The organism is Burkholderia thailandensis E264 (assembly GCF_000012365.1).
Lineage (GTDB): Bacteria > Pseudomonadota > Gammaproteobacteria > Burkholderiales > Burkholderiaceae > Burkholderia > Burkholderia thailandensis.
The window spans coordinates 1,975,848-1,991,568 of record NC_007651.1 but is presented as its reverse complement, the minus strand read 5'-3'; the positions used below and the strand labels follow the sequence as shown (position 1 = coordinate 1,991,568).

Sequence of the window (15,721 nt, the reverse complement as noted above, 5' to 3'; positions counted from 1 at the left end):
TTCCTGTCTACGTCAGCGATATGGGCGGTTCGAGCCGGCTCAGCGCGACGCGGCTTCGGCCTGCGCGGCGAGCACCTGCTCGACGGCCTTCTCGAAGCGCGCGAGGCCTTCGTCGAGCACGTCGAGCGGAATCACGAGCGACGGCGCGAAACGCAGCACGTTCGGGCCGGCGATCAGCATGATGACGCCGTGCTCGGCCGCAGCCGACACGAAATCCTTCGCGCGGCCGTCGAGCGCGCCGACGAGCTCGGCGCCGATCAGCAGGCCCTTGCCGCGAACTTCCTTGAAGAGCTTGAAGCGCGCGTTGATCTTCTCGAGCGTGGCCGTGAGGCGCGCGCTGCGTTCGTTGACGCCTTCGAGCAGCGCGGGATCGCTGACGAGCTCGACGACCTTCTCGGCGATCGCCGACGCGAGCGGATTGCCGCCGTATGTCGTGCCGTGCACGCCGACCTTGAAGTGCGCGGCGAGCGCTTCGGTGGTGAGCATCGCGCCGATCGGAAAGCCGTTGCCGAGTGCCTTCGCGGTGGTCAGGATGTCGGGCGTGACGCCCGTGTCCATGTATGCGTAGAAGTGGCCGGTGCGGCCGACGCCCGTTTGCACCTCGTCGAAGATGAGCAGCGCGCCGTGCGCGTCGCACGCTTCGCGCAGCGCCTTGAGGAAGGCGGGATCGGCGGGAATCACGCCGCCTTCGCCCTGGATCGGCTCGACGATGACGGCGCAGGTCTTCGGGCCGATCGCGGCTCGGGCGGCGGCGATGTCGTTGAACGGCAGATGCTTGATGCCTTCGGGCACGGGGCCGAAGCCTTCGGAGTACTTCGGCTGGCCGCCGACGCTGACGGTGAAGAACGTGCGCCCGTGGAACGACTGGAGGAACGATACGATTTCGTACTTGTCGGCGCCGTGGCGTTCGAACGCGACGCGGCGCGCGAGCTTGAGGGCGGCCTCGTTGGCTTCGGCGCCGGAATTCGCGAAGAACGCGCGGTCGGCGAACGTGAGCGATTCGAGGCGCTTCGCGAGACGCAGCACGGGCTCGTTCGTGTAGCCGTTGCCGATGTGCCAGAGCTTGCGGCTTTGCTCGTCGAGCACCTTGAGGAGTTCCGGATGACCGTGGCCGAGCGCGGTGACGGCGATGCCGCCGGCGAAATCGACATAATCGCGGCCTTCCGTGTCCCAGACACGCGAGCCTTCGCCGCGATCGGGGACGAACGGCGCGGGGGAAAACACCGGCACCATCACTTCGTCGAAAGTCTGGCGGGACACGTTCGGGCTCTTCATGACGATTCCTTTCGTTTCGTAAGAGGTAACAGATTCAAGTTTAGGCAACGGCGCGGGATGCGTCTTGCGCAATTGCGACGCGATTTATCGGACGGGGTTCGTTTGGCCTCTTGCCGTGGGCAGCGCTGTTTGTTGGTCGTTTTCGGGTGTTTTTTCGTGAAGGGCCCCGTGGTCGATGGGCCGCGTCTTTTTGTCGGTTGTGTTCGGGTTTGCGTGAATGGCCTGTGATGTTAGCGGTCGGTCAGCGTTGCCCCTCCCCGGGGCGGGGGTCACTTTTCTTTGTCTTGCCAAAGAAAAGTAACCAAAAGAAAGGCGCGTCCTTGGGCGGACAGCAAAGGGAGCTACGCTTTCTCTTTCCGCCCGCTTTATCGCCGGATTCGCGGCAAACCACAATGTGTCGTTGCACGACTCGCCCCGCACGATGCGTGCCTGTCGATCGCAAGGCATGCAAATGATTCGATCCCGAGCAGATCGCCCTGATATGCCCATCGTCCGAGCGCAGCGAGGACGGAGCTGGCGGGAGGCATACCGCTTTGTTGGATGGCGCGGCGACGCGGACCCTGCGCGATCCGCTCCGTGTTCCGGTCCGACGCGACACGTTAGGGGCCGTGCCAACACGAACGAGCATGCCGCCGTAGGCCGGGGCGGAAAAAGCGCCTTTCTTTTGGTTACTTTTCTTTGGCAAGACAAAGAAAAGTGCCCCCCGCCCCGGGGAGGGGCAACGCTAACCGACCGCTAACATCACAGGCCATTCACCACGAAAAAAGCCCTCGAAAAAAACGGACAAAAAACCCAAAAGACCCGACTCATTCCCGCCCGGAGGGCCGCTCGACCATCGCCCCCGCCCGAGGCGGCTCGACGCCCCCATGCTGCTTCTCGAGCCAGGCCCGCCGATCCTCGCGCGGCGTGACGCCGAACCGCTCCCGATAGGCATTGGAAAAATGAGCGGCGGAAGAAAACCCGCACGCGAGACTGACCTGCACGACCGATTTGCTCGTGCGCTGCAACTGCGTGCGCGCCTTCAGGAGCCGCAAATTGAGGTAGTACTTCGACGGCATCGCGCCGAGATACTGCCTGAAAAGCCGCTCGAGCTGCCTGCGCGACACGCCCACGAGCCCCGCGATCTCGTCGGTCGTCAACGGATCCTCGATATTCGCCTCCATCAGCAGCAACGCATCGTTCAACCGCGGGTGCCGCTCGCCCGGCGCCGTCACGAACGGAATCCGCTGGCGCGCCTCGCCGCTTCTGAGCGGCCCCGTGCCGAGCGCGTCGGCAATCCGCTCCGCGAGTTCGGGCCCCTGGTCGCGGCCGATCATCGCCAGCATGAAGTCGACGCTCGCCTGGCCGCCCGCGCACGTCGCGCGATCGCGGTCGATCTCGAAGATCTGCTGCGTGACGATCGAGCGCTCGAACTGCTCGGCGAACTGCTGGTACGTCTCCCAGTTCACGCTGACCCGGTAGCCCGACAGCTGCCCCGCCATCGCAAGCCACCACACGCCGTGATGGATGCCCGTCACGAGCGGCGTGCGCTGGCCAACCCGCGCGAGACTCGCGAGAAAGAGCCTGTAGTCGGCGAACTGCTGGAACCGCTCGCTAATGACGATCAGCCAATCACAGACGATCGCGTCGTTGAACGCGGCGTCGGCATGCCATTGCGCACCGCCCGCGAGCGGCACCGCGCGGCCGTCCCATGAGCACACCTGCCAGCGGTACAGCAAACGCCCGTCGATCTCGTTCGCGAGATTCAGCGCGTCGACGATCGGCCCGACACCCGACATCGACACGGGCGGCAGCGCGACGATCGCCACCTGTATCGTGCGGGCTGAACTCGCTGGACGATTCACGGACATCACGACCTGCGGCGTCGGCCGTTATTTGAGGCTGCCCGACAGGAATTGCTTCAGGCGCTCGCTCTGCGGGCGCGCGAGCACCTCGGCCGGATCGCCCTCTTCCTCGGTGCGCCCCTGATGCAGGAACATCACATGATTCGACACGTTGCGCGCGAAGCCCATCTCGTGCGTGACGACGATCATCGTCCGGCCTTCCTCCGCGAGCTTCTGCATCACCTTCAGCACTTCGCCGACCAGCTCCGGATCGAGCGCCGACGTCGGCTCGTCGAACAGCATCACGTCCGGGTGCATCGCCAGCGCCCGCGCAATCGCGACGCGCTGCTGCTGCCCGCCCGACAGGTGCGACGGATATTGCTTCTCCACGCGCGGCGCCAGGCCCACTTTTTCCAGATATTCGCGCGCGCGATCCTCCGCCTCGCGCTTCGATATCCCCAGCACGTGCACCGGCGCTTCCATCACGTTCTCCAGCACGTTCATGTGCGCCCACAGATTGAAGTGCTGGAACACCATCGCGAGCTTCGTGCGGATTCGCTGCAGTTGCTTGTGATCGGCGACTTCGAGATTGCCCGCGCGATCGGTCTTCGTGCGCACCGCCTCGCCGTCGACGACGATCTGACCCGCGTTCGGCCGCTCGAGGAAGTTGATGCAGCGCAGGAACGTGCTCTTGCCCGAGCCGCTCGCGCCGATGATGCTGATCACGTCGCCCGCCTTCGCGTTCAGCGACACGCCCTTGAGCACCTCGTTGTCGCCGTAGCGCTTGTGGATGTCCCGTGCCTCGAGCTTGCACGCGGCATTCGTGGTCGTGGTCTCTGCCAACTGGCTCTCCCTGGAGTGAAATCAATGACGGCCGGCCGCGAGATACGCGAGCCAGTGGCGCTCGGCCCGACGAAAGGCCGCGACGAGTGCGAACGATACCGCAAGATAGATCAGCGCGGCGATTCCGAACGACTGGAACGCCATGTACGTCGCCGAATTCGCGTCGCGCGCGACCTTCAGGATGTCGGGCACGGTCGCCGTGAACGCGACCGTCGTCGCGTGCAGCATCAGGATCACTTCGTTGCTGTAGAGCGGCAATGCGCGGCGCAGCGACGACGGCAGGATCACCCGGCGATACATCGTGAACGGGCTCATCCCGTACGCGCGCGCCGCCTCCACCTCGCCGTGCGCAATCGCGCGGATCGCGCCCGCGAAGATCTCGGTCGTGTACGCGCAGGTGTTCAGCGCGAACGCGAGAATCGCGCAGTTCATGCCGCTCCTGAAGAACGTGTCGAGGAACGCGTGATCGCGAACGAACGCAAGGCTGTACATCCCCGTGTAGATGAGCAGCAGTTGCACATAGAGCGGCGTGCCGCGGAACACGTACGTGTAGAAGCGCACGGGCGTCGACAGCCAGCGGTTCTTCGACACCCGCGCGACCGCGAGCGGCACCGCGCAGACGAAACCGAAGCCGAGCGACGCGACGAGCAGCCACAGCGTGACGGCGAGCCCCGACATGCGCTGGCCGTCCCAATACAAGAACGCGCGCCCGAATTCCTGCAGGATCTCGATCATAGTTCCGCGTGCCTCACGCCGATGGAATAACGCTTCTCGAGCTGCTTGAGCACGAGATTGGAGGCCGTCGTGATCGCCAGATAGACGAGCGCCGCGACGAGAATGAAGAAGAACATGTTGAACGTGCTTTTGCCCGCGTCCTGCGCGGCTTTCACGACGTCGGCGAGACCGATGATCGACACGAGCGCCGTCGCCTTCACGAGCACCTGCCAGTTGTTGCCGATGCCGGGCAGCGCGAAGCGCATCATCTGCGGAAACATGATCCGCGCGAACACGCGCATCCCGCTCATCCCGTACGCGCTGCCCGCCTCGAGCTGTCCGCGCGGCACCGCGAGGAACGCGCCGCGAAACGTCTCGGTGAAATACGCGCCATAGATGAACCCCAGCGTGAGCACGCCGGCGACGAACGGATCGATGTCGATCTGCTCCCAGTTCATCAGGTCGGTGAGCTGGTTGAGCCAGATCTGGATGCTGTAGAACAGCAGCAGCATCAGCACGAGATCGGGCACCGAGCGGATGAGCGTCGTGTAGGCCGTCGCGCCCGCGCGCAACACGCGATTGCGCGAGAGCTTCGCGACTGCACCGGCGAGGCCGAGCAGCACCGCCGCCGCGAGCGACAGCACCGACAGCTCGATCGTCTGCACGGTGCCCGCCCAGATGAGCGGACCAAAGCCGTATAGAAACACGCTTGTCTCCGGGATCGTGATGGGAATGGCGCACGCACGGTCGCGCCGGTTTGACGCGGATAGTCGCAAGCAAAAAAAAACCGCTCAAATGGCGGTGGCGTGCGATGCTGCATTGCAATATCACGGCGGCGGCGGCGCGCGCGGCACGCACAGCACTGTTTTAGCGGGGTAAACGTCGATCCCGGACATTGCCGGACGCGCGCCGCCCGCCGCTTTTTTGCAAGTTTCGGGTCGCTTTTGCGATAGAGCCGGCGCAGCGGCCAACCAGGCAAGCGACGGCGAGTAGCGACAGGCGGCGGCGCTCAGCGGCCCTTCAGGATATCGGAGCGCGAAGTCGTGTAGACGAGCCCATCCGGCCCGAAATGGACGTTGAAGAACGCGTCCTGATTGACGCCGTCCTCGAGCCAGCGCCAGCTCCACACCGTCTCCGGCTTGAGCGGATAACGCGCGACCTCGGTCGGCTTGCCGAGCAGGCGCCGCACCTCGTCCTGCGTCATGCCGGGGCGGATCTTCGCGAAATTCGCGGCCGTCAGCACCTGCGTCGCGGCGACGAAGCGGCCATTCGCGTCGAGGTCGACCATGTACGTCTCGTTGCCCATCGGGCCGCGCGGGTATTCAAGCCGCTTCGAGCCGTCGGTGTAGACGCGCTCCGTCTCGGGCCGCCCCATCTGGCTGCGGATCTCCGCCTCGGTCGTCACGCCGGGCGTGAGGCCCTTGAGGAACATCGGCGCGGGTTTGATCGCGTTGAAGAAATCCTTGAATCGCTGCACGGCCTGCTCGCTTTGCTGATCGTCGCAACCGGCGAGCGCGAGCGCCGCGCCGAGCATCGCGACAGGAAGGATACGGAATCGGAACATCGTCATCGGAAAACGGCGCGGCTACGCGCGCGACATCGAACACGCGCGCAAGCATACCGCACCGCGGCCGTCGCACGCGCAAAGCGCGATTCGAGGCGGCGCGCACGCGCCGGAGCGGTTGAGCCGTTAAGCCCGAGCCCTTGAGCCCTTGAGCCCTTGAGCCCTTGAGCCCTTGAGCCCTTGAGCCCTTGAGCCACCTAGCATCGACTCGCCCGCCCCGCGAGTCAACGACCGAGCGCGCGCGCGCCGCCGCTCGACCGCGCGCTCACAGCATCGGCTCGGCCTGGCGCTCGCTGCGCGCCGCGGCGGCCGCGACGCGCGCCGCGCGCCGCGCATGGCTGCGCAGCCGCCGCCGCGTGCGCGACAGCTCGACGATCTGCCACGAGCCGAGCGCGAGCGCGCCGAACAGCAGCTCGCGCGCGCGCTTGACGAGCGCGAGCGACAGCGCCGCCTCGCGGTCGACGCCGAACATCTGCGCGAGCAGCACGACGGTCGCCTCCTGGACGCCGAGGCCGCCCGGCACCATGAACGCCGCGTGGCGCACCGCCTGCGTCATCGCCTCGATCGCGATCGCGCCGCCGATCGACACCGGATGGCCGAGCAGCGCGAGCGCCCAGTAAATTTCGAGCGCGCCGGCCACATAGCCCGCGAGCTGCCAGAAAAACGCGCGGAACAGCAGGCCCGCGCGCGACATCAGTGCGTCGATATCGGCGTCGAGCCGCTTGCCGTCAACGCCCTGCAACAGCCGGTGCGAATCGCCGAGCAGCCGGCTCGCGAAGCGCTCGATCGCATGGAAAACCCCGCCGCGCCGCATCAGCACGAATCCGAGCACGGGTATCGGCAGCGACAGCACGAGCGCGACGCCGATCGTCCGCGCGCCGACGCTCTCCTGCGTCGCGGCGAGCAACAGCACGAGCCCGAGCGCGGCGAACGCGTACTGGACAGCGATCGTCACGAGCACCTCGACGATCACCGACGCCGTCACGCGGCTCGCATCGGGCACGCGCCAGCGCGCGAGCCGGATGCCGACGATCTCGCCGCCCACGCCGACGACGGGCAACAGCCGGTTCACCGCCTCGCGCACGGTCGCGATCCACCAGAGGAACGGCAGCGACGCGCGCTTGTCGAGCAGCAGGCGCCATGCGTGTGCGTCGAGCAGCAGCGGCAGCCCGTGAAACGGCACGAGCCACAGCAGCGCGAAGCCGGCCTGGCCGATCACGCGGACGGCGTCGCCGGCGCCCTCGTGCACGACGAGCGCGAGCAGGATCGCGATGCCGATCGGCCAGCCCAGCCATTTGATCCAGCGGGTCATGACGGCTGCGCCCCGCTGATCCGCGCACCGCGCGGCGTTCGCGCACGCGCGCGGCCGCCGAACACGTCGGCGAAGCCGCCGCACGCGACGCCCGCCGCCTGCACCGCGGCCGCGACGCGCGGCGACAGCAGCGCGGCGAGTTCGTCGGCCGGCCGATAATCGCGCATCGACGGCGTGATCGGGCCGTCGCCCGCCTCCGCCGGATGGCTGTAGATTTCGCCGACGCCCGCCGGCAGCTTCGCGAGCGCGGCGAGCAGCGCCGCCTCGTCCATCGCGCCCGTGCGCTCGATGCCGACGACGTAGTCGTTGTGCGCGATGCCCGCGCGGTCGAGCCGCGCGCGCACGAGCGCGATCCACGGCTTGAGCCAGAACGGCGTCGACGGCTCGTACGGTAGCCGCATCGCGGCAAGCCCGAACTCGCGGCCGATATCGACGATCATCGACAGCACGGTCGGATGCAGATGGAAATGCTTGTGCGTGTTCACGTGATCGAGCGCGAGCCCGGTCGCCGCGAACGCCTCGAACTGCGCGCGGATCTCGCGGCGCAGTTGCGCCCGCACGTGCGGCAGGAAGAAGAAGCGGCAGCCGTCCTTCGCCATCGCGTCGCGAAAACGCCCGTCGGGTCCGACGAGCGCCGGGATCTCGCGCGCGGGCAACGTCGCGGGCCCGTCGGCGAGCACGATGTGCAGGCCGACGGCCAGCGAGGGCAGGCGCTTCGCGCGCTCGACCGCGTCGCGCGCGGCGCTCGCGCCGACCATCAGGCTCGCGGCCGAGAGCACGCCGTCTCGGTGCGCACGCTCGACGGCCGCGTTGACCCGCTCATGCAGGCCGAAGTCGTCCGCCGTGAAGATCAGCGCGCGCGGCGCCGCGTCGCAAGCCGCCACCGATCACGCCTCGTGCGCGCGCAGGAAACGGAAGAACTCGACGCCCTCGCGCAGGCGGCGCTTCATCATGTCCCAGCTCGTCAGCATCTCGCGCAGGATTTCCCAGATCTTCGACGGCCGGAAATAGAACTCGCGATAGAAGTGCTCGAGCTGGTGGTAGATCTCTTCCTTGGGCAGGTGCGGATAGCCGATCGCGGCGAGCTGCACGCCTTCCTTGCTGACGAGGTTGATCGTCTTGTTCTCTTCCATCCAGCCGTTCTCGATCGCCTGGTTGTACAGGCGCGTGCCCGGATACGGCGCGGCGAGCGACACCTGGATCGTGTGCGGATTGATTTCCTTCGCATACTCGATCGTCTTCTTGATCGTTTCCTTCGTCTCGCCCGGCAGGCCGAGGATGAAGGTGCCGTGGATCTTGATGCCGAGCTTCTTGCAATCCTCGTTGAAGCGGCGCGCGATGTCCGTGCGCAGGCCCTTCTTGATGTTCAGCAGGATCTGGTCGTCGCCCGACTCGTAGCCGACGAGCAGCAGGCGCAGGCCGTTCTCCTTCATGATCTTCAGCGTCGAGTACGGCACGTTCGCCTTCGCGTTGCACGACCACGTGACGCCGAGCTTGCCGAGCCCGCGCGCGATCTCCTCGACGCGCGGCTTGAAATCGGTGAAGGTGTCGTCGTCGAACATGATCTCCTTCACTTCCGGCATGTTGTCGCGAATCCACTTCACTTCCGCGAGCACGCTCTCGACCGAGCGCACGCGGTAGCGATGGCCGCCCACCGTCTGCGGCCACAGGCAGAACGTGCACTTCGAGCGGCAGCCGCGGCCCGTGTAGATCGACACGTACGGGTAGTTCAGGTAGCCGATGAAGTAGTTGTCGATCTTCAGGTCGCGCTTGTAGACGGGCGCGACGAACGGCAGCTCGTCCATGTTCTCGATCATCGGACGCGGGCCGTTGTGCTCGATCGAGCCGTCCTTCGCGCGGTAGCTCATCCCGAGGATCTCGGCGAACGGCTTGCCTTCGGCGATGTCCTTGCACGTGTAGTCGAATTCCTCGCGGCAGACGAAATCGATCGCCTGCGTCGCGGTGAGCGAGTTGTGCGGATCGACCGCGACCTTCGCGCCGACCATGCCGACGAGCATCGACGGCTTCATCTTCTTCAGGTCTTCCGCGAACATCGCGTCGGTCGGGAACGACGGCGTGCTCGTGTGGATGATCACGAGATCGTAGTCCTTCGCGATCTTCAGCGTCTCCTCGACCGACAGGCCGTCAGCGGGCGCGTCGAGCACGCGGCTGCCCGGCACGAGTGCTGCCGGCTGCGCGAGCCAGGTCGGATACCAGAAGGATCGGATCTCGCGCTTCGCCTGGTAGCGGGAGCCCGCGCCGCCGTCGAAGCCGTCGTACGACGGTGCCTGCAAGAACAGCGTTTTCATGAATGCTCCGGTAGCCTGCTGCATAGATATCAATTCGTTCCAGTACAAATGTTTCGACAAACCGCGGGCGGCCCGCCGCCGCCCGCGCATCCCGTATGTGTGTCCGGCGCCTGTCAGCGCCCGTCGCCCGCTTCGACGACCGTCGCGCGCGCATCGCCGCCGACCACCGTCATCCGCGCGCCGCGCCACACGACCTGCGTGCCGAACGCGGCGGCGAGCCATTCAAGCGCGAGCAGCGCGTCGCGCACCGGCACGAGCGGCAAGTCGCGCCAGAACGCGCGCCATCCGGCCGCGCCGCGCGCGTGCAGCGCGAGCCGCGCGAACGCGCCGATCGCGGCCGCCCACGCGGCCGTCGCGCCCGCGGCCGACGCGAGGCCGAGCCACGCCGCGAGCGCCGCGCCGATCGCGAGCCACGGCGCGGTGAACGTGATGAACAGGAAGGCGAACCCCGCCGGATTCAGCGAGCGGATCGTGCGCAGCCAGCGCGTCTCGCGCAGCCACAGCGGCGCGAACGACGGCTCCGCGACGTCCGTCGCCACGTTCACCTCGGAGAGCACCGTGCGCCGCCCGAGGCGGCGCGGCAGCTCGGCGAGCCAGTAGTCGTCCGCGAGCTCGTCCTTCAGCGCCTTGAAGCCGCCGATCGCGTCGAGCGTCGCGCGCGTCAACGCGAGCGTCGCGCCGAACCCGAAACGGCTCGACCCGCCGAGATGGGTGATCCGGACCGACGGCGCGAACCACGCATCGACGAACTGCGCGCCGATCCGCGTCCAGAAGCCGCCGACGCTGCGCGCATGATACAGGCAAGTGACGACGCCGACCGACGGATCGGCGAGCGGCGCCGTCACGCGCGTCAGATAGTCGGGCTCGACCGCGATGTCGCTGTCGGCGATCACGATGCGGCCGTGGCGCGCGCGCTCGGCGAGATTGACGAGATTGCTGACCTTCAGGTTCGAGCCGTACACGCGCGCGTCGATCACGAGCTCGATGTCGCAATCGGGGTAGTCGGCCTGCAGCCGGCGCACGACGGCTGCGGCCGGATCGGCGGCCGACGCGACGCCGAACAGCAGCTGGTAGCGCGGATGCCGCTGCTCGCAGAAGGTCGCGAGATTTTCATACAGATGCGGCTCCGAGCCGCACAGCGGCTTGAGCACGCTGACGGGCTCGAAGCCGTCGCGCGCGGCCGTGCGGGGCACGCGCGGCGCGGGCGCGAACGCGGCGAGCACCGCATAGCCGCACGACGCGCAGACGAGCGCGAGCAGCGCCCAACCGACGATGGGAAGCGATTCCGTCATGCCGCGCGCCCCCGGACGATCGAGCGACGGGCGAAACGGGAGCGCGATGCTTCGGCGGGGACGATTTCGAACACGATCCCAACTCCTTTCTGACTTGCTTGCACTTTCAACGACGCGCAACGCACCGGAACCGGCCTGGCGGCCGCTATCCCGAGGCTCCTCGTGCGGCTTTTCGCGGCAAGCGCAGGGAGAACTAGAACGGAATCCGTGAGCGCGATTGGTGTGTAGGCCGCGAATTTTAGCAGCGACAAGCCGGCAACGCTTGCCGCGCGTGTTGAAAAGCACTGTTTCTGAACGGCAGATCCACGCAGATACGGCCAATTTCCGCGCAGTTGCCCCATTGTTAGCGTAAGCGCTTTGCAGGACGCATGCTGTCCAAAACGTAAGGGTTTCTGTGGATTTTTGTAGCCAGTGAAATATTCGAGTCGAATCGTCGCGTATTTCGCCTGATTTCTTACCGTTACAGTCTATTACAGAACAATCTTTCGCGCCGTGCCGCGTCACGTTGACGCCCTTTTTCGTCCCTGTCGCCTTCAGGGATATCTTTGCGGCCTCCGACGCGATCCGGAACGCTTTGGCACAATCGACGCCGTCTGTTGCATCCACGCATCATCGACGGGCCGCGCCGCGCGTGGGCCCGAGCTCCGTCCCCATGCCACTCGTTCCGCCGTCGCCATGATCCCGTTTTCCGTTCTCGACCTCGCACCGATCCCCGCCGGCGCCGACGCCGCCCAGGCGTTGCGTCACTCCGTCGACCTCGCCCGGCATGCCGAGCGCCTCGGCTATCGCCGCTATTGGCTCGCCGAGCACCACAACATGCCGGGCATCGCGAGCGCCGCGACCGCCGTCGTGATCGGCCATGTCGCGGGCGCGACGCAGACGATCCGTGTCGGTTCGGGCGGCGTGATGCTGCCGAACCACGCGCCGCTCGTGATCGCGGAGCAGTTCGGCACGCTCGCGTCGCTGTACCCGGGCCGCATCGATCTCGGCCTCGGGCGCGCACCCGGCACCGATCAGATCACGGCCCGCGCGCTGCGCCGCGACCTGATCGGCAGCGCCGATTCGTTCCCGGACGATGTCGTCGAGCTGCAGCGCTACTTCGCCGCGCCCGCCGCCGGCCAGCGCGTGCGCGCGGTGCCGGGCGCGGGCCTGAACGTGCCGATCTGGCTGCTCGGTTCGAGCCTCTTCAGCGCGCAACTCGCCGCGATGCTCGGCCTGCCGTTCGCGTTCGCATCACATTTCGCGCCGGACTACCTGATGCGCGCGCTCGACGCGTACCGCGCGCAGTTCCGCCCGTCCGCGGCGCTCGCGAAGCCGTATGCGATGGTCGGCGTGAACGTGTTCGCCGCCGATACCGACGACGACGCGCGGCGCCTCTTCACATCGCTTCAGCAGCAGTTCCTGAATCTGCGGCGCGGCACGCCCGGACAACTGCCGCCGCCCGTCGAATCGCTCGACGCGCTCGGCGCGACCGAGCAGGAACTGGCGAGCGTCGCGCACGCGCTGTCGTTCGCGGCGGTCGGCTCGCGCGACACCGTGCGCGAGCGGCTGCGACGGATGATCGCGCAGACGGGCGCGGACGAGCTGATCGTCGCCGCGCAGATCTTCGATCACGGCGCGAGGGTGCGGTCGTACGAGATCGCCGCGCAGGTGCGCGACGAGCTTCGCGACGAGGCGGGAGGTTGACGGGGGGAAGACGGGGGGAAGACGGGGGGCGGCGCGATGACGATGGCGATGGCGATGGCAATGGCGATGGCAATGGCAATGGCGATGGCAGGCGCCGCGTGAGGCGACCGCGCGTCGGCGGTGCGTCCGAGTCCGAACCGGCGACGATGGCGGCAAGGGCGAGAACAATCACGCAACGTAAATGCGGGGGCCGGGCGCCGCAACGAAGATGACCGCGCGGAGGCGCGCCTCCCGATACATCGTGGCCGCAGCCTCACGGACCGCGAACACCCGGCCGATTTGCTTGCCCGAATCCCACCGGCCCGCCGCGGACGACACGACGAGCGTGAAAACGCCCCCCCTCGCGCCCCGCCGCCAACGCCTACTCGCTCGCCGAACTCGCCGAGCGCGCGTCCGGCTTCACGTCCGCGAGCCCCTCGAGCAGCGCCTTGTGGAACGTCGCCGGGTCCTGGATCTGCGGCGCGTGACCGAGCGCCGGGAACTCGTGGAGCACCGCGCCCGGAATCGCCGCCTGCGTGCGCTTCGCGAGCGCCGGATAGCGGCCGAGCTTCGCATGCACGTCGGGCGGCGCGACGTCCTTGCCGATCGCGGTCGTATCCTTGTCGCCGATGAGGAGCAGCGTCGGCACCCGAATCGCGCCGAACTCGTAGAGCACCGGCTGCGTGAGGATCATGTCGTAGACGAGCGCCGAATTCCACGCGACGGCTTCGCGCCCCGGTCCGCGATACAGGCCGGCGAGCATCTGCACCCAGCGCTCGTAGGCGGGCGACCACTCGCCCGCGTAGTACGTGCGCTGCTCGTAGCGGCGAATGCCGTCCGCGGTCGTCTTCAGCTCGCGCGCATACCAGTAGTCGACCGACAGCGGCGGCACGCCGAGCGCCTTCCAGTCCTCGAGGCCGATCGGGTTGACGAGCACGAGCTGGCGCGTGGCCTTCGGATACAACAGCGCGTAGCGCGCCGCGAGCATGCCGCCCGTCGAATGGCCGACGATCGTCGCCTCCTTCACGCCGATCGATTCGAGCAGCGCGTGCGTGTTGTGCGCGAGCTGCTGGAAGCTGTATTGATAGCGCACGGGCTTCGTCGACTTGCAAAAGCCGATCTGGTCGGGCGCGACGACGCGGTAGCCCGCCTTCGCGAGCGCGTCGATCGTCTGCTCCCAGGTTCCCGCGCAGAAATTCTTCCCGTGCAGCAGCACGACAGTGCGGCCGTTCGGATGCTCGGGGCGCACGTCGAGATACGCCATCTGCAGCGTCTCGCGCTGCGACGTGAACGCGTAGCGATGCACCGGATACGCGTACGCGAAACCCTCCAGTTCCGCGCCGTACGCGGGGCCGTCGGACTGCGCACGCGCGGCGGCGCCCGCCGGTCCGGCGACGGCTGCGGACGCACCCGCCCGCGACCCGGCTGCGATTGACGCGGCGCTCGCGGCAACGCCCGAAGCGGCGGTTGCCGACGCGATCGCGCGCGCCGCGGCCACTGCCGGCGCGCCCGCCCTGACCTGCGAAGCAGCGGCCTGCGAAGCGGCGGCCTGCGAAGCGAAGACCTGCGGCACGAAGGCCTGCGAAGCGGCAAACGCCGGCGTCTGCGCGATCGACGCTGCAGCGGATACTGCGGCGAGCCGCGCGAACCACACCATGCGAATCTGGACCATCGTCGAAGCCTGGAAGAGTGAAGGAAGCGGCTCGCCCGACGTCCGTGCAAGCCGCGCGCCATTTTACTTTCGGCGTGCTGACGCCTCCCCGACACCGTATTACCGGATGTTTCCGCGAATGCGGGAAAGTCATGTATCGTTCGACCTAGTCCGACGAGCCCGCCGCGCGCAGGCACACTCGATCATGAAAAACGTCCTCAGCATCCAGTCGCATGTCATCTACGGACATGCGGGCAACAGCGCCGCAGTGTTTCCAATGCAACGGCTCGGCGTCAACGTCTGGCCGCTCAACACGGTGCAGTTGTCGAACCACATGCAGTACGGCCACTGGGCGGGCAGCGCGATCGACGCGGCCAAGATGGAGCAACTCGTCGACGGCATCGCCGCGATCGGCGCGCTCAAGCGCTGCGACGCGGTCCTCTCGGGCTTCCTCGGCTCGCCCGCGCAGGCGCGCGCGGCGGTCGAGATCGTGCGCACCGTGAAGGCGACGAATCCGAACGCGTGGTACTTCTGCGATCCCGCAATGGGCCAGACGGGCGGCATCCGGCCCGAGCCCGGCGTCGAGGAATTCATCGTCGCCGAGCTGCCGGAGCTCGCGGACGGCATGGCGCCCAATCACGGCGAGCTGCAAAAGCTCGCCGGACAGCGCATCGAGACGGTGGCCGAGGCCGTCGAAGCGTGCCGCTCGATCATCCGCCGCGGCCCGCGGCTGATTCTCGTCAAGCATCTGCACGATCGCAACAGCCCCGCCGACCGTTTCAACATGCTCGTCGTCACCGAAACCGAAGCGTGGATCGGCCAGCGTCCGCTGTATGCGTTCCCGCGGCACCCGGTCGGCGTCGGCGACCTGACGAGCGCGATCTTCGTCGCACGCCGGCTGCGCGGCGACAGCGTGCGCGCCGCGTTCGAGCACACGCTCGCCGCCGTGCACGCGGTCGTCAAGGCGACCTACGACGCGCGGCGCTACGAGCTCGAGCTCGTCGCCGCGCAGGACGAGATCGCGCAGCCGAGCGAGTGGTTCGGCGCGTGGGTCACGGGCGCGGATTGATGCGCGGCGCGCGACGGTCCGCGTGTTGAGCCGCACGCCCCGTCGCGCGCTTGTGTTTCGGCCGCCGCGGGGCGGAGCGCCACCGCGGCTCTCGCGGCTTCCGTTTGCCTCGCCGCGCCCGCCGCTCGCTTCGCCGTTCTCGCCGTTCTCGCCGTTCTCGCCGTTCTCGCCGTTCTCGCCGTTCTCGCTTTCGTCGCTTTCGTC

Annotated in this window: 13 protein-coding genes; 2 read left to right on the top strand and 11 right to left on the bottom strand. The window is 67.5% G+C overall.

Annotated features, from left to right (window positions below):
• Positions 1-39: 39 nt before the first annotated feature.
• The 10 genes from BTH_RS21260 to hpnI all read right to left on the bottom strand — a co-directional run bounded on the left by BTH_RS21260 (position 40) and on the right by hpnI (position 11,132).
• Positions 40-1,275, bottom strand: coding sequence for an aspartate aminotransferase family protein (locus BTH_RS21260; RefSeq protein WP_009890063.1), 1,236 nt, complete (start codon positions 1,273-1,275; stop codon positions 40-42).
• 806 nt (positions 1,276-2,081) lie between these two features.
• On the bottom strand, positions 2,082-3,125 hold the full coding sequence (locus tag BTH_RS21255; protein ID WP_011402163.1) for a GlxA family transcriptional regulator: 1,044 nt from the start codon (positions 3,123-3,125) through the stop codon (positions 2,082-2,084).
• A 21-nt stretch (positions 3,126-3,146) separates the two neighbouring features.
• The gene (locus BTH_RS21250; protein ID WP_011402162.1) at positions 3,147-3,941 is read right to left on the bottom strand and encodes an ABC transporter ATP-binding protein; all 795 of its coding nucleotides are present in this window, start codon (positions 3,939-3,941) and stop codon (positions 3,147-3,149) included.
• A gap of 21 nt (positions 3,942-3,962) precedes the next feature.
• Positions 3,963-4,676 (bottom strand): ABC transporter permease, encoded by a 714-nt coding sequence (locus tag BTH_RS21245; RefSeq protein WP_009908965.1) that lies wholly within the window; start codon positions 4,674-4,676, stop codon positions 3,963-3,965.
• Positions 4,673-5,362 (bottom strand): ABC transporter permease, encoded by a 690-nt coding sequence (locus BTH_RS21240; RefSeq protein ID WP_009890057.1) that lies wholly within the window; start codon positions 5,360-5,362, stop codon positions 4,673-4,675. Before BTH_RS21240 ends, BTH_RS21245 begins: the two co-directional genes overlap by 4 nt.
• A gap of 302 nt (positions 5,363-5,664) precedes the next feature.
• Complete coding sequence (gene bamE / locus BTH_RS21235; protein WP_025369251.1) at positions 5,665-6,225, bottom strand: outer membrane protein assembly factor BamE domain-containing protein; 561 nt, start codon at positions 6,223-6,225, stop codon at positions 5,665-5,667.
• 259 nt (positions 6,226-6,484) lie between these two features.
• Positions 6,485-7,531 carry a lysylphosphatidylglycerol synthase domain-containing protein gene (locus BTH_RS21230; protein ID WP_009890055.1) on the bottom strand — a complete coding sequence of 349 codons (1,047 nt, stop codon included), beginning with the start codon at positions 7,529-7,531 and terminating at the stop codon, positions 6,485-6,487.
• The gene (hpnK, locus tag BTH_RS21225; protein WP_009890054.1) at positions 7,528-8,415 is read right to left on the bottom strand and encodes a hopanoid biosynthesis-associated protein HpnK; all 888 of its coding nucleotides are present in this window, start codon (positions 8,413-8,415) and stop codon (positions 7,528-7,530) included. The genes BTH_RS21230 and hpnK overlap by 4 nt, the downstream gene beginning before the upstream one ends.
• Positions 8,416-8,418: 3 nt before the next feature.
• Positions 8,419-9,840 (bottom strand): hopanoid biosynthesis associated radical SAM protein HpnJ, encoded by a 1,422-nt coding sequence (gene hpnJ, locus BTH_RS21220; RefSeq protein ID WP_009890053.1) that lies wholly within the window; start codon positions 9,838-9,840, stop codon positions 8,419-8,421.
• A gap of 113 nt (positions 9,841-9,953) precedes the next feature.
• Positions 9,954-11,132, bottom strand: a complete 1,179-nt coding sequence (hpnI, locus tag BTH_RS21215) for a bacteriohopanetetrol glucosamine biosynthesis glycosyltransferase HpnI (RefSeq protein WP_009890052.1) — start codon at positions 11,130-11,132, stop codon at positions 9,954-9,956.
• Positions 11,133-11,807: 675 nt separating this feature from the next.
• Here hpnI and BTH_RS21210 point away from each other — a divergent pair.
• Entirely contained in the window at positions 11,808-12,818 is a 1,011-nt protein-coding gene (locus BTH_RS21210; RefSeq protein WP_009890051.1) for an LLM class flavin-dependent oxidoreductase, read from the top strand.
• A gap of 361 nt (positions 12,819-13,179) precedes the next feature.
• On the opposite strand, the gene BTH_RS21205 is transcribed toward BTH_RS21210, so the two are convergent.
• Positions 13,180-14,469 (bottom strand): alpha/beta fold hydrolase, encoded by a 1,290-nt coding sequence (locus tag BTH_RS21205; protein WP_011402157.1) that lies wholly within the window; start codon positions 14,467-14,469, stop codon positions 13,180-13,182.
• A 184-nt stretch (positions 14,470-14,653) separates the two neighbouring features.
• Here BTH_RS21205 and pdxY point away from each other — a divergent pair, with 184 nt between their 5' ends.
• The gene (gene pdxY, locus BTH_RS21200) at positions 14,654-15,517 is read left to right on the top strand and encodes a pyridoxal kinase PdxY (RefSeq protein WP_009890048.1); all 864 of its coding nucleotides are present in this window, start codon (positions 14,654-14,656) and stop codon (positions 15,515-15,517) included.
• Positions 15,518-15,721 lie beyond the last annotated feature (204 nt).